The sequence below is a fragment of the Turicibacter sanguinis genome (assembly GCF_013046825.1).
GTDB classification, from domain to species: Bacteria; Bacillota_I; Bacilli_A; order MOL361; family Turicibacteraceae; genus Turicibacter; species Turicibacter sanguinis.
Genome location: NZ_CP053187.1, coordinates 1,344,143 through 1,359,114, shown reverse-complemented (window position 1 = coordinate 1,359,114; position 14,972 = coordinate 1,344,143). Strand labels below are relative to the sequence as shown.

Sequence of the window (14,972 nt, the reverse complement as noted above, 5' to 3'; positions counted from 1 at the left end):
AACTCATCCCTCTTACCAAATAAAGGAGACTATTAAAAAGTCTCCTTACTCTTCTTGTTGAATTAATTGTTGATAACTACTCGAAATATCATCATAGTTAAATCCCTTACGCATCAGGGCATTTACAATTTTAACTTTCTTATCATAACCACTTAATGCCTGATGTCTTCTAAATAACTTTTCCATTTCTTTAACTAAAATGCGTTGATCTGAGTCTTCATCTTCAAAATCAATCTGATTAATCGCCTTCTCAATCACAAAGCGACTAAATCCTTTATTCATTAAATGCTGAGATACTTTTTGCTTTATAAAATGTGGACCATATTTCGTATTAGTTTTAAGCACCTGATTTGCTAATTTCATTGCATTTTCAAGCTGAGTGTCATCATCATATAATTTCAAATGCTTGTCAATTAAACGAGAGGAAACTCCTTTTTTCAATAGATCCTGAGAAATACCAGCTGGACCCTTTTTCCCCATAATCGAATGGTGCGAAATATAAGATATAGCATACTGTTCATCATTTAATAATCCAACGTTCGTTAAACGCTCCAGTACCTCTTTAATCATTAAAGGTTCATATTCTTTAAGTTCTAGTTTTTGATAAATTTCTGCAGTGGTATAAGATTTACGACTTAAAAGATTTAAGGCGTACTGATAAGCACGTCCTAAATCTAATTTCGATTGAAGCTCTTCATAAATCGCTTCATCTAATTCCTTTCCCGCTACTAATCGATATTTTAAAACAATCTCTTCATGAACCGCTAAAACTTGAGTTAATCCTGATTCATCTAAAATCGTAACTTCATAGTCTAATCCTTTTAAATGCTCAAGCTTTAAAACTTTATAACACTTGTTGTTCATAATATTCTTCACTATCTTTTAACACATCTTCTACAATATTCTTAGCAGAATAAGGACGTGATAATTGGTTAATATTCTGTTTCATTTCTTCAAGCATTCCCTCTTCATTTAAAATAATGAGTACATGATAAATTAACTCAGATTCACTTGAAACGATGACAGATGCTCCTTTTTCTTCAAAATAACGGGCATTTTCAAGTTCTTGCCCATAAACAGGATTATATAAAATAACCGGGACTGACTTTACCGCGGCTTCAGTTAATGAAATACCTCCCGGCTTAGTCACCATTAAATCAGCGATATCTAAGAGTTCATTCATCTCTTTACAATATCCTAACACTTGTAAGTTAGCGTAACTGGCTTTAACTTCCATCATTTTCTCATACATTTTATGATTGTTTCCACAAACCACTACAACTTGGATCTCCGGTTGTGATGCTAAACGAGTGGCAATCTCATCAACATGAGAAACAACACCGTATGCTCCAGCAGAAACGACAACCGTTCGTTTATTAGGATCTAACTGATATTTTTCATAGATTTCAGATTTAGGATATTTTTTATAAAATTTAGAATTGATTGGTATTCCTGTTAACATGAATTGGTTTTGAGAAAGTCCATTTGCAACGCCCCAAGCAACCATTTTATTACTTGCAACATAATGACGACGAGCCCCTTTATACAACCATAATCCGCTAGCATAATAATCAGTAATAACTGTGTAAATGGGAATTTTAAATCCCTTTTCTTCAAGTGTGTATAAAGACGTTACCGGAAACACACTGATAATAGCATCAGGTTTAAACGAATTAATCTTATTGCGAAGTGAGCGAATTCCGAATTCTAAATAAGGTTTTAAAATTTTAGCATGAATTGAATCATGAATAGCATAGCTTGAACCGTAATATAACATACGATAAAGATCTTTTCCAATTGGTTTATATGTTTTTAAATACGCCTTTTGTAAAGTTTTTGATAAAGTCGGAAATTCTTCAGAATATAAATCATATTCCTCTACAATTACATTTTCATGTTTCATAAACTCTTCAGTTAGAGCGCTAGAAACTTGTAAATGCCCACTTCCAAACGGAGCTGTTAATATTAATACTTTCGTTGAACGAGTCATTTTTCCCTCTCCTTCTTTATTTAGGTAATATTAAAGTTGAAAGACTAATCAATATAATAGCACAAATTAATAGTTGTATCTATATTGTTCCTTTAGCTTACCACTCTTAGACATAAAAACTCTTTTTTCTTAAGAATTTTTAAGTTTTAAACTAGTTCAGAAAATAAAACCATCTCAATATTTAATAACGTATTAATCTTTATTAATCTATAATCAATTATCATTTGATTATCCTATTTTTATTCAGTACTAACTTGATAAAAAGGGGACCTCCAGTATCTAAAGGTCCCCTTTTTATTATTTTGATTTGTATGGGACATTTAAATATTGGAGTGTCGCTTTAACCACAGCTTCTCCCCACTTCTCATAATTAGCCTTCCATTCATTGCTATCTTTCACATTATCGATATAAGCATATTCAATTAACATGGTTTCAGGACCATAGTTTGGAATAGCTTTATAATTATCATTATACTTTAATAAAGTAGAAGCTTGTGTCGCTTTTCCACCTGTTTCACGAATAATATATAAATAATCCATATAATCATTTTGGCAACCATATGTCGTTACATAGTCAGAATCTTTACATAAATAGTACTTTTTATAAGATCCCTCTGACACTCTAAACTCACTTTTTTCTGAATCTCGTGGACCCTGACCTGCTGCAGTTAAAGCAGAAGCTACAAGTTCTCCCCATTCATTGGTCGCAGAAACTGGCGTATAAACTTCAAACCCTTCTAATGATTTATCATAAGAATTTAAATGATTTGAAATCATGTATTTAGGTTGGTATTGATACGCCTGTTCAACTCGCCCCTCTTCATAATAAGGAGATTCATTATAATCAAAGTTTCCTTTTCCAGCTGGATCTAGATCTTCCGTTCTCGTCATCTTAACTTTCAATCCATGATCTTCTAAACGAGACGTAATATAGTTTGCAATTTTAAGTACTTCTTCTGCTTCTAATAAATTATTGAATGCTGTTCCTGTATCCAATCCACCATGCCCTGGATCTATTAAAATATCATAGACATCCTCTGGTAACTCAGTCACATCTTTCACATCAATAGCTAGCATTCCTTGGTACGTCTTAACTTCGATATGCTTTGCAATGCCATCTCTTTGAATCGTATACCATTCATCAAACACTTTGTCATGTGTATAAATCGGTTCATTATTAAAATATAAATAATATCGCCCTGCTTCTAAATTTGCTAACTGAATTCCTTTATTTGTCTCACTTTCATACTTTTCATTAACAACTTCTACACCTTCATGATTAACTAATTGATAAGTTTCAATCGTTTCAGCTGGCGTATTCACCTTAACATGTAATGACTCTGCATAAAAGTTATGCTCAACATAATCATAATGCTCTAATTGCTCATTAATTAGGATTAAATCTTTCCCTTCAAATGTTGGCGTTAAGGCACCCTGAGTTGAATGATTCAGTGTTGTTTTAGCATCTTCATCTTGAACAGTTGATGTAAAAATAACCCCTGATTGTTCCCCACTAAAAACAAGAGATAAAGCATGATATTCCTCTAAAGATACAATTGGAATCTCAACTTTAATACGAAGCGTATCCCCTTCTTTATTCATTTCCTTTGGAATAAACGATTCTAACACTTCTTCTTTAGAAGAAATTAATTGATAGCTTAATGATTTTAAATTTAAACTTTTTAGTTCTTGTTGATTTAAAACATGATCAAACGTCAGCCCATTGTCATCCATCAAAAAATTTTCAATCGATTGAGTAAATCGTTGATTATCTTTTTGTGTTGTAATCGTCTTTTTCAATGTATTCGAAAAGGCTAGCCCTTTTTTCTTTGCTTTAAACTCAATATGATATGCTGTTTCAGGTTGCCCAAGTTCAACTTCAAATGTCGTTTGACTTGAATCTAACTGATACACTTCATCATTGACTTTAATAACAATATCTTTATATTGCTCTACATCTAATGCTTCCCAACTCATCGTTAAATTAAATGAACTAGCTCCTACTTCCTCATTTAAATCATTTGTTATCCCGAACTGAACCAGTACCTTATCTGTTAACAAAGCTTTTATACCAAAGAATAAACTCAAAATAAGCAATAAACAAATTAAAATAAAAATACTAAAACGTACTTTATTAATTCTTCTTCGCTTTACTACTCTCTTCTTTCTATATGTATTTCCTCTATATTGATAATTTGTCATTCTCTTCACTCTTTCAAATACAATCTCTTTTTTTACTTCAATTAGTGTTTTCTAAAAATCAATAATCTTACCTAATCAAATGAAGTCCGACAATATTTTATCACAAAAAAGGAAATCATACGTGTTTTTACAAGATATTTCTAAAATTTTGAATTCTTCTTATCCCTTCCTTCAAAACATTATAATCACAACAATAAGATAAACGAACATAGCCAGAATCCTCTACCTCAAATGCGATTCCTGGAACAAGTGCCACCTTTTCATTTTCTAATAATTTAATCGCAAACTCCTTTGAAGACAATCCATACTCACTCGCATCTAAATACAAATAAAAAGCTCCATCAGGTCTAACAATATTCTTAAAATAAGGCTTCAGATTCTCATATGCATAATCACGATTTCTCTTATAATAAGACCTAATATTATCCAAAATCTCCGGATGCTTTAAAGCCTCGATAGCCCCATACTGAGAAACCGTGCTAACCGATGCTACCATATTATGATGTACCAACCCAACTAATTTCATATAGTGACGCGGTCCCATCACATACCCAACTCGCCACCCCGTCATCGCAAAAGACTTCGATAAACCATTCATCACAAACAATCGATTACGCAAATCATGATATTGACTAATAGATGGATACTCTTGATTATCAAACAAAAGCTCTCTATAAATCTCATCAGAAATCACAAAAATCGGTCTATCTTTAATGCACTCATAAATACATGCCAAATCTGATTCAGTCATCAACTTTCCTGTTGGATTACAAGGCGAATTTAAAATGATAGCCTTCGTCTTATCTGTGATCAAACTTAATAACTTCTCTTTTTCAATTCTCATACTTGTTGATAACATATCGTAAGGAACAACTGTACCACCATTCATCTCAGTATTACTTTGATAAAGTACAAATGAGGGATTAAAAACTATTACCTCATCCCCCTCCTCAAGAATAACCTTCAAAACAGCACTAATCGATTCTGAAACACCGTTTGTAATAATCATTTCATCCATCGTATACTCTTGATGAAATTTTTCCTTACAATATGCTAACAGTGCTTCTTTCAACTCAGGAACTCCAAAAAAATTCGCATACCCTAACGAATCTTTTAACAAACGACGATGTAAATCCTTGCGGATTAACTCATACGTCTCATGAAATAAATGAGGCTCCCCAAGTGTAAAATCAACGACATCATCATAGGAATCTGCTAAATTCTTCATTTCCCTGATAATCGAAGGATGGACCGTATTCAACCTTTTATTTACTCTCATCTTCATTGATTTATCTCCCTCCTCTATAACTAAACTATATGACTCAAAAACAAAAAATAGTCATAAGCTCATGCTCATGACTATTTTTTTAAAATGTTAACTACATTATACAAACTTGATATGAAATTTAAGACTCAAACTGAGCATCAATTTTAGATTCATTATTCATCAAAATCAGGATCAATATTTAATTCAAAATAGAATTTAACTCCCCGCTCCGTATTGATCACGCCGTAATTACTTTGATGCAACTCTAAAATCTTACTCACAATCAATAATCCAAGTCCTGTTCCACCACTATCACGATTACGAGACTTTTCTAAACGATAAAATGGCTCCCAAATTAAATCTAACTCATTTTCAGGAATAAAAATCCCTGTATTCTCAATTTCAAAACGTGCCGTTTTATCATAACGCTCAATCGTTATATAAATCGCCTCATCAGAAGAAGTATACCGAATTGCATTCGAATAAAGATTCATTACAACGGTCATAATCTGATCAGAATCTGCCTCAACATAAACATCATCTAAATCAGTCAACACATTTAAATGCTTCTCCTCAGCTAAATGACTCATCTTCTTATGAACATGCTCCACCAACATCTTCAAATTAAAACTACTTAAATCTAACTCATCCGGCTTCGATTCCATTCGCATATAGTTAAGCGTATCCTGAACCATCATCGTCATACGATCGACTTCTTCAATAATCGAATCAACCTGAACGGTCATCTCATCTTTAGTCAAAGGCTTTGATTTAACGCGATTCGCAATCCCCTTAATAATCGTCAACGGCGTCTTTAATTCATGTGAAATCGTCGCAAAGAAATTAGATCGCATCTGCTCAAATTCACGTTCTCTTGCAATATCATCCTTTAGTCTTTCATTAGCTGCCTTTAACTCACTTAACGTATTATGAAGATTATCACTCATCACATTAATATTTGTTGCTAAATCCTTTAACTCATCATCAGAACTAACCTGACACTTCTCAGAAAAATCGATATTCGCAATATTCGTTGTAACCCGCTTCATATGCAATAATGGCTTTGTAATATGCTCGGTTAACCAAATCGCAAATACTAAAACTAAAATTGCTAAAATCATAAAAATAAAAATATAATAGTTTGTAAAAACGGCTAACATCTCACCTAAAACTTGTAATGAATAGGTAAACTTTAAAATCAATTGTTGACCTTCTTTAAACGTTACCGTCGTATAATAATGAAATGACGTCACATTCTCAACTCTAGAAGATTCAAAGAAAATATCATTCTCAGCTAATCGATCTAAATTCAGTTGAGTCGTCGTCGGACTATAAATATCATACTCTACTAAATGATTATCCTTCACATCATTTAAATATGAAATAAACTCCGGCGAATAAAAATCAATATTTAGCATATCTTCTTTAATTTCATAAACCAACTGATAAATCTGATTTTGTTTATAACTTGGATAAGCAAAATCATAAAAATAATATTGAGCCGCAATATCTAAGCTAATCGTCGCAAAAAATAATCCGAATAATAATAAAAAGATTTTAGTCGCTAAACGCAAAACTAGATCACCTCAAACTTATATCCAACCCCAAAAACAGTATGAATATATCGTGCGTAATTTCCTAGTTTTTTACGAATTTTTTTAATATGTGTATCGACTACACGAGTATCGCCAAAATAATCAATCCCCCATACCGCATCTAAAATGCGATCGCGATCTAGTGCAATACGATGATTTTCAATTAAAAAGACAAGTAAATCAAATTCTTTTGGTCTAAAATCAATTAACTCATTATCGATACGTACTGTACGTGATAACTTATTAACGACAAGTCCATCAAAAGCTAACTCATAAGTTGTTACTTCATCTTCCTCATTCGTACGAGCCAATAATCGATTAATTTTTGCTAATAAAATTTTATTTTCAAAAGGCTTAGTAATATAATCATCAACTTTTAAATCATAACCCTTCACTTGATCTTCAACACTTGAACGTGCTGTTAAAATCATAATTGGAACCTTAGAAACCGATCTAATCTCTTTTAATACTGAAAAGCCATCTTTTCCTGGCATCATTAAATCTAATAATGCTAAGTCAATTTGTTGTGAATGAAATAAACGTAAAGCTTCCTCCCCATCTTTCGCTTCAATTACTTCAAAATAATCGCCTAAAAAATCAACTAAAATCTCTCTAATTTTCACTTCATCTTCTGCTACTAATACTTTATATCTAATACTCATCTCAACACTCTCCAATAGTGAACAAAATAATCTATTTAAAATTTAACATAAATGAATACATTTTGTACACACGAAAAACATAGTTTTTTTTATTAATATAATATATAGCTTTTTTTCAGAATGGAGTATTCAACATGAAAAACAATCAATATCCAATTAAAAAGATACTTGGCTATATCTTATCTATTAGTAGTATCCTTTTTATTTGCATCATATTCTATCAACTGCACTCAAAAGATTTAAAAATAAATAGTCATCAGCAAAATCAAATTTATTCTAATTCTTATTCAACCGAAATGACATCTCATTCTGTTAACAATACATGTGAAATCGTCATATCAGAAAAAGATGATGATTATATTAAAGCCTTGCAAACTGATTTTCCAAATTGTAAAATTATTGAAAAGAACGACTTGTTTCAATTCGATTTAATTAACTATCTCTCAAACTTATTTAATTAATTTAAAAGGACTGCCTAGGCAGTCCTTCTTTTAACTCTTATTTTTCAAAATAACTAGTCATAGAAGAAGCAACAGATACTAATTCATCTTCTTCTAATGTTTCAGAAACTAAGAAAAACTCTACTCCACGATCAACCCAAGTAATTGAATTGTCGCTTAAAGCTCCAATTGTTCCGTTAATTAAAACAGGCTCTCCTGCCACTGTTTCAAGATTACCAGTTTCTGAATAAGAAGCTGGTTCTTGAATCATTGTGAAGTCTTTATCTCCATCGAACGTCATAATAATACGTTCACCCATTTCAGTTTCAATTGATTGTTTATTTGAAAGAGTTGTTCCCTCTGGTAAATATGAAGGATACAATTCACCTGTTAATGTGTTAATTACACCTTCGCCCATTGTTTCTTGAGAATACTCCATTGTTTGTTGACAATCAAAATATCCATCAGCTAAATCCTCATTAAATTTGAATGATGTAAATTTCATTGAAACGCGTGGTGTTCCCTCCGCATCCATCACATACACTTCAGTTGGTGTTAATGATTTTTTATCAAACACCACTTTTTGTGTTGTTAAATCACGATTTCCATGATAATTAGCTACTGTCTCAAATGTATAGCAATCGTCTTCAGATAAGAATGAAGTTTCAGTATCATTTAAGATATCTGATAATAATGATTGATATAAATACACTTGTGAACTTGATAATGGCCAATCACTTTGGAATTTAAATTGTTTGTTTAACGCTGGTGTTAAAACATAAACTCCATCGTCATTTTTTAAGATGATTTGTTCATTGTTAGTTGTTTCATTTTTCAATGTTACTTTGTAGTAATTTGGTTGTTGGTAAGCCACTTCTACGTTGTATTGATACATTTGTCCATTATTATCAACTTCCATAACCCCAGTTGCATAATAAGACTTCGCATCGTCGAGATTACTTGTTAACTTATCTACGACGTCTTGCTGTGACATTTCTCCGCATCCTGCTAATAGCACGGTAAGCATTACTGCGAACACTAAACATAATTTCTTCATCGCTATCCACCTCTTTATTAAGTTCATTTCAATAAATAATATGAATTCGATATTTAATTTATGCTTTCTAATACATAAAACTACCATATTAATTAAATACTAATAATATTCAAAACGAAAGGAGCATCGAAGATGGCTATTATTCAGCGTATTGCATTAGTTCTAACAATTATTGGTGCAATAAATTGGGGACTAATTGGATTTTTTGAATTTGATTTAGTTGCTTACTTATTTGGTGGGCAAACAGCAATTATTTCAAGAGTTATTTATGGATTAGTTGGAATCGCAGGACTTATAAATATTGCTCTACTCTTCTCTAGTAGAAATGACTAATAATTAAAACCAGTTGCACTGATAGGCAACTGGTTTTAATTTGATTCTACAACAACAAATGCCACTGCATATTGTTCGCAATGACTTAAACTCAAATGAATGTCTTCTAACTGAGGCTTATCTAAATATGGTTTTCCATTTTCATCATTTAAAATACTAAACTCAGTATATGATTTGCCATCACAGTAAGTTCCAAGAGCCTTATATAACGCTTCTTTTACTGCCCAGCGTCCGGCTAAAAACTCATGTTGTCTTTTCTCAGATTTAAAATTTAAAAATAGTTGATACTCATCATTGCTTAGTAACTTTTTAACAAATCTTTCTTTATGATTTAAAGAACTGATACGATTAATCTCAACAATATCTGTTCCAATTCCTTTCAACATTTCAGATCCTCCCTGTATTTTTCTTTTATTATACCTCATGTTAACTTTATACAAAAAGAGAGAATCAAACAATTGATTCTCTCTTTTATAAAGCTAAATAATTAGTATGGCATTCCACCCATTTCAGGCATTGCAGGTGCGGCCTGTGGCTTTTCAATTTCAACAACTGCAGCTTCTGCTGTTAAGAATGAAGCAGAAATACTTGCCGCATTTTGAAGTGCTGAACGTGTTACTTTTGTTGGGTCAACAATTCCAGCTTTGAACATATCAACAAACTCATCAGTTGCCGCATTATATCCAAATCCAGTTTCTAATTCTTTTAATCGATACACAATAACTGATCCATCGATTCCTGCATTTTCAGCAATTTGGCGTACTGGAGCTTCTAATGCCTTTAAAACAATTTTAACTCCTGTCGCTTCATCACCTTTAGCATCAATTCGAGCTACTTCATTATAAATATTCATATAGGCTGTTCCACCACCAGCAACAATTCCTTCTTGAACCGCTGCACGTGTTGCATTTAACGCATCTTCGATACGTAATTTACGCTCTTTCAATTCTGTTTCAGTTGCAGCACCTACTTTAATAACCGCAACTCCACCGCAAAGTTTTGCTAAACGTTCTTGTAATTTTTCACGATCAAATTCAGACGTTGTATTTTCAAGTTCTGCACGAATTTGAGCAATACGAGCTTGAATATCAATTTGTGATCCGGCACCTTCAACCATCGTTGTATGATCTTTTGTTACAATAACACGTCCTGCATGACCACATTGATCAAGAGTTGTATTTTTTAACTCTAATCCTAGCTCTTCAGTGATTAACTCTGCACCCGTTAAAATTGAAATATCTTCAAGCATACGTTTACGACGATCTCCAAATCCAGGAGCTTTAATCGCTACAACATTAAATGTTCCACGTAACTTATTTACAACTAAAGCTGCCAACGCTTCATTTTCAACATCATCTGCCACAATCACCATTGGACGACCCGTTTGAACTAATTGTTCAAGAATTGGTAAAATATCTTGTAAAGTCGAGATTTTTGAATCCGTCACTAAAATATATGGATTATCTAAAATTGCTTCCATTTTATCTGTATCAGTTACCATATATGATGATAAATATCCGCGATCAAATTGCATTCCTTCAACAATATCCATTGTTGTTTCGAATCCTTTAGACTCTTCTAATGTAATCACACCATCATTTCCAACACGTTCCATTGCTTCTGCAATTAACTTACCAATTTCCTCATCAGCTGCAGAAATAGCTGCAACATTAGCAATCGATTCTTTTCCTTCAATCGGTTTAGAAGCCGATTTTAATGCTTCAACCGCAACCTTAACAGCGCGTTCCATTCCACGACGAATCGTCATTGGATTTGCACCTGCTACAATATTTTTATTTCCTTCACGAATCATAGCTTGTGCTAAAACCGTAGCCGTCGTTGTCCCATCACCTGCTACATCATTCGTACGACTTGCTACTTGAGCCACTAAACGAGCTCCCATGTTTTCAAACTTATCCTCAAGTTCAATTTCCTTTGCAATCGAAACCCCATCATTAATAATTTGAGGTGCTCCAAATTTTTGCTCAAGGATTACATTTCTTCCTTTAGGTCCAAGCGTTACTTTTACTGTATCAGCTAACTTATCCACACCACGAATCATCGCACGACGAGCATCTTCAGCAAATAAAATTTCTTTTGCCATTAAAATTCCTCCCTTATCACCTATATTTAAACTATTTTAATATCAATTATTCAACAATTGCTAAAATATCCTCAGATGAAACAATCACTAAATCCTTCCCTTGATGGTTGACCTTAGTTCCACCAAATCCATTATAGATAACACGTTGTCCCACCATAACATCAAGTGGTAAACGTTGTCCATTATCAAGAATACGCCCTTCTCCCACAGCCAAAATAACACCTTCAGAATGACTTGGCTTTGCAGCTTCTCTTGAAAGAATAATTCCACTTGCCGTTGTTAGTTCAACTTCTACAACTTCAAGTACAACATGATTATTCAGTGGTTTTAACATAATGTTCCCTCCTCGTTTTAGCACTCAAGATGTAAGAGTGCTACTGTGTTGATTATACAAATACTAATAAATATTGGCAATAGATAAAAACCAAATTCCTATTTATTATAGTCACTCTTTCCATAAATATGCTTAATTTTATTGAGCATTCCAATTATTAAAATGCTACTTGTCGAGAAATGAAAAAAGTTAGAACGATTTAAAATCTTCCTAACTTTTTATTTCTCTAATTTTGTTTTGTCTTTTGATAGATGATTTTCATTCCCTTAAATCCTAAATCTGGATCATAAACATCAATCATATCCGTTTCATTAAAAATAATTCGACCAAGACCCCCAGTTGCAATAACCTTAAGATCCTTGCCAACTTGCTCTTTAACCTTTTTAATAATATATTCAGTTTGTCCAATATATCCAAAGACAAGTCCACCTTGCATGCTTGTAATTGTATTTCGGCACACAATTGACTCAGGCTTTTTGATTTCAATCTCTGGTAATTTAGCAGCTTGAGTCCATAATGCTTGAGCACAAATTTCAATTCCAGGTGAAGTTACGCCAAACTCAAATTCTCCAAATTCATTAACATAATCATACGTTGTCGCCGTTCCGAAATCAATCACTAGCGCAGGTCCTCCATAAATATGATAAGCGGCTGCGATATCTACAATTCGGTCTGCTCCAACCTCTTTTGGATTTTCTGTTTTAATCGAAATACCTGTTTTCACGCCAGGACCTACAATCATCGGCTCTAAGTTAAAATACTTACGAATTCCATTAGTTAAAGAATGCATAACCTTCGGCACAACACTAGAAATTAAGACAGCTTCAATCGATAAAGGGTTAATATCCTTCGTACGGAAAAACGACAAAATCGTAATTCCAAACTCATCTGACGTTCTTTGCATCTTAGTTGTTAATCGAAAATTAGCAATTAGCTCATCTTGATTATACACACCTAATGTAATGTTTGTATTTCCTACGTCAATAACAACTAACATACTTCTCCTCTTTTCTCCATTAACATCGTCATCAGACGACTTAAAATCTCATATCCAACTGCCTCTTTACTCATTAAATCAAGCTTCTCACAGTTCGATTCCGTAATAAATGTAACTAAATTTGTATCTTTATTAAAGCCTGCACCTTCATCTGTTAACTGATTAGCAACAATCATGTCAGCTTTCTTATTTATTAATTTTTTAGTCGCAAACTCGACTAAATTTTCAGTCTCCATTGCGAATCCACAAACCACTTGATGCGGTAATTTATGTTGACCAGCATAAGCTAAAATATCTTGATTCATAACAAATTCTAAAGTCAATCGATCACCAGATTTTTTCAACTTTTGATTTGCAACAGATTCAACACCGTAATCTGAAACAGCTGCTGATTTAATTAAAATATCATACTGAGACTTTAATGAATCGAATACTTCAAACATTTCCGTTGCCGTACGAACGTTAATAACTTCAATTCCCACTGGCTTTCTTAAATTAACCGGACCTGAAATTAACGTTACATTTGCTCCTAAATTTCTAGCTGCGCGGGCTACTGAATACCCCATTTTTCCACTTGAGTGATTCGTAATAAACCGAACCGGGTCTAAATCTTCCTGTGTAGGACCTGCCGTTACAACAACCTTGACTCCTTCAAGTGGCTTTTCTTTAACGATTGCCCATTCAATAGCATCCATAATATCATCTACATCAGCTAATCTTCCGGCACCAATATCACCGCAAGCCAAATAACCGCTGCCTGATTCAATAAATTGCATACCAGCTTCTTTACACATCTTGATATTTCGTTGTGTAATAGGATTAGTTAACATTCCCGTATTCATTGCAGGTGCAATTAATTTAGGACAAGACGCTGCTAAAAATGTTGTTGATAACATATCATCTGCTAATCCATGAGCAAACTTAGCAATACAATTTGCTGATGCTGGAGCCACTACAAATAAATCTGCTCGTTGTGCCAATGAAATATGATTCACATTATACTCAAAATTACGATCGAACGTATCAATTGATACTCGATTATGAGTTAACGTTTCAAATGTTAACGGCTGAATAAACTCGGTTGCATTTTTAGTCATAATCACATGGACATCATAGCCCTTTTTATATAAATTACTAGCAATCTGAGCACTTTTAAATGCTGCAATACCGCCCGTGACACCTAAGACAATCGTCTTTTTGCTCAATTACATCACCTTCTTCATCATCGGCTCTAATACCTTAACTAATGGTGTCGTTACAACAGTGGCTAAAATTGCTTCTAACACACTATTTGTTGTGATAAGTCCCATTAAAAGCACAAATAATTCTGAAACATCTACCCCTTTAGCCGCTGCATAGCTTGGACCAAAGAATAAATAAATCATACCTAAAACTAAAACACTATGCATAATCGTACAGACCAATGCCGTAACAGCACTACCTGCAACATTATGATTTCGTTTCTTAAACCAAGTATATAACAATGCACTCATGACTCCAAGTAATACACGTGGGCCAATTGCGATGACTAAACTCATTAAATTCCCGTGATACTCACCCAATGAATAAAACGGAGTAAATACAAACGATGTAATCGTTGGGGTAATCGTATTAATTAACACACTTCCAAGTCCAAAGACTAAACCAGTTATTGCTCCACCTTTAACGCCAAGTAACATCCCCGCTAAAATAACCGGAATATGCAATGTTGTCGCGCGAATTGGACCAAGTGGAATAAATCCAAGTGGTGTAAACATTAAAACGACCTCAATACTACAAAACATTGTCAGTAAAACTAAAAATTTTGTTTTCTTTCTTGTACTATTCATTTTTCTTCTCCTCCACTGTCGCTTCCTAAGAATGCAACGCATCGAAATTTAAATTTGAATCCATGGTCATTATTTGATTGATGTCTATATGATCACCATCAACTCTCCCCATCTCATCGCTTTTTATTATACTTAGGTTATAACCTTTTTTCAACCAAAACA

General features: G+C 33.2%; 15 protein-coding genes. 2 read left to right on the top strand and 13 right to left on the bottom strand.

The annotated features are described in order from the left end of the window. Positions 1-45: 45 nt before the first annotated feature. From HLK68_RS06675 to HLK68_RS06650, 6 genes are all read right to left on the bottom strand, one after another. On the bottom strand, positions 46-864 hold the full coding sequence (locus HLK68_RS06675; RefSeq protein ID WP_132942952.1) for a RecX family transcriptional regulator: 819 nt from the start codon (positions 862-864) through the stop codon (positions 46-48). Next, a complete protein-coding gene (locus HLK68_RS06670; RefSeq protein WP_132942951.1) occupies positions 845-1,990 on the bottom strand; it encodes an MGDG synthase family glycosyltransferase in 1,146 nt (381 codons plus the stop codon). The genes HLK68_RS06675 and HLK68_RS06670 overlap by 20 nt, the downstream gene beginning before the upstream one ends. A gap of 297 nt (positions 1,991-2,287) precedes the next feature. Next, positions 2,288-4,192: an N-acetylmuramoyl-L-alanine amidase family protein gene (locus HLK68_RS06665; RefSeq protein ID WP_009606166.1), complete on the bottom strand. Its 1,905-nt coding sequence runs from the start codon at positions 4,190-4,192 to the stop codon at positions 2,288-2,290. Between the two features lie 127 nt (positions 4,193-4,319). Continuing rightward, a complete protein-coding gene (locus HLK68_RS06660) occupies positions 4,320-5,477 on the bottom strand; it encodes a pyridoxal phosphate-dependent aminotransferase (RefSeq protein ID WP_006783491.1) in 1,158 nt (385 codons plus the stop codon). Positions 5,478-5,632: 155 nt separating this feature from the next. Then, positions 5,633-7,033 (bottom strand): sensor histidine kinase, encoded by a 1,401-nt coding sequence (locus HLK68_RS06655; protein WP_006783492.1) that lies wholly within the window; start codon positions 7,031-7,033, stop codon positions 5,633-5,635. A 2-nt stretch (positions 7,034-7,035) separates the two neighbouring features. Beyond that, a complete protein-coding gene (locus HLK68_RS06650; protein ID WP_006783493.1) occupies positions 7,036-7,716 on the bottom strand; it encodes a response regulator transcription factor in 681 nt (226 codons plus the stop codon). Positions 7,717-7,850: 134 nt separating this feature from the next. Between HLK68_RS06650 and HLK68_RS06645 the strand changes: the two genes are divergently transcribed. Then, a complete protein-coding gene (locus tag HLK68_RS06645) occupies positions 7,851-8,177 on the top strand; it encodes a hypothetical protein (RefSeq protein ID WP_006783494.1) in 327 nt (108 codons plus the stop codon). 37 nt (positions 8,178-8,214) lie between these two features. On the opposite strand, the gene HLK68_RS06640 is transcribed toward HLK68_RS06645, so the two are convergent. Next, complete coding sequence (locus HLK68_RS06640) at positions 8,215-9,213, bottom strand: LolA family protein (protein ID WP_006783495.1); 999 nt, start codon at positions 9,211-9,213, stop codon at positions 8,215-8,217. Positions 9,214-9,345: 132 nt separating this feature from the next. Here HLK68_RS06640 and HLK68_RS06635 point away from each other — a divergent pair, with 132 nt between their 5' ends. Then, positions 9,346-9,546, top strand: coding sequence for a DUF378 domain-containing protein (locus HLK68_RS06635; RefSeq protein WP_006783496.1), 201 nt, complete (start codon positions 9,346-9,348; stop codon positions 9,544-9,546). Positions 9,547-9,581: 35 nt separating this feature from the next. On the opposite strand, the gene acpS is transcribed toward HLK68_RS06635, so the two are convergent. The 6 genes from acpS to HLK68_RS06605 all read right to left on the bottom strand — a co-directional run bounded on the left by acpS (position 9,582) and on the right by HLK68_RS06605 (position 14,810). Then, on the bottom strand, positions 9,582-9,932 hold the full coding sequence (acpS, locus tag HLK68_RS06630) for a holo-ACP synthase (RefSeq protein ID WP_006783497.1): 351 nt from the start codon (positions 9,930-9,932) through the stop codon (positions 9,582-9,584). Positions 9,933-10,033: 101 nt separating this feature from the next. After that, the gene (groL, locus tag HLK68_RS06625) at positions 10,034-11,650 is read right to left on the bottom strand and encodes a chaperonin GroEL (RefSeq protein ID WP_006783498.1); all 1,617 of its coding nucleotides are present in this window, start codon (positions 11,648-11,650) and stop codon (positions 10,034-10,036) included. Positions 11,651-11,696: 46 nt separating this feature from the next. Next, entirely contained in the window at positions 11,697-11,984 is a 288-nt protein-coding gene (locus HLK68_RS06620) for a co-chaperone GroES (RefSeq protein ID WP_009606167.1), read from the bottom strand. Between the two features lie 226 nt (positions 11,985-12,210). Continuing rightward, entirely contained in the window at positions 12,211-12,981 is a 771-nt protein-coding gene (locus tag HLK68_RS06615; RefSeq protein ID WP_006783500.1) for a type III pantothenate kinase, read from the bottom strand. Further along, positions 12,975-14,186, bottom strand: coding sequence for a bifunctional phosphopantothenoylcysteine decarboxylase/phosphopantothenate--cysteine ligase CoaBC (gene coaBC / locus HLK68_RS06610; RefSeq protein ID WP_006783501.1), 1,212 nt, complete (start codon positions 14,184-14,186; stop codon positions 12,975-12,977). The genes HLK68_RS06615 and coaBC overlap by 7 nt, the downstream gene beginning before the upstream one ends. Next, a complete protein-coding gene (locus HLK68_RS06605) occupies positions 14,187-14,810 on the bottom strand; it encodes an ECF transporter S component (protein ID WP_006783502.1) in 624 nt (207 codons plus the stop codon). It lies immediately after the preceding gene. Between the last annotated feature and the right edge of the window lie 162 nt (positions 14,811-14,972).